The 246-nt window shown below is 68.7% G+C and carries 1 protein-coding gene; it reads left to right on the top strand.

Features of this window, described 5'->3' with window-relative positions:
- Positions 1–246: MBL fold metallo-hydrolase (locus HKX41_12800; protein ID NNC25014.1), on the top strand; the 246-nt coding region annotated here is incomplete at both ends.

Genomic DNA, 246 nt, shown 5'->3' with positions numbered 1-246 from the left:
CACCATCGACACCGGTTTCCACCGGCCGGTCTTCGATGCCGCCTACCTGCTGATCGAAAACGGCCGCGCCGCGTTCGTCGATTGCGGCACCCAGCATTCGATCCCGGCCTTGCTCGCCGCGCTCGATGCGAACGGGTTGACGCCGGACGATGTCGATTGGCTGATCCTCACCCACGTCCACCTCGATCATGCCGGCGGCGCCGGCGCGCTGATGCGGCGCCTGCCCAACGCGCGCCTGGCGGTGCA

Origin of the sequence: Salifodinibacter halophilus, assembly GCA_012999515.1 — a bacterium.
In the GTDB taxonomy this organism is placed as follows: domain Bacteria; phylum Pseudomonadota; class Gammaproteobacteria; order Nevskiales; family Salinisphaeraceae; genus Salifodinibacter; species Salifodinibacter halophilus.
This window is presented reverse-complemented; position numbering and strand designations above follow the sequence as displayed.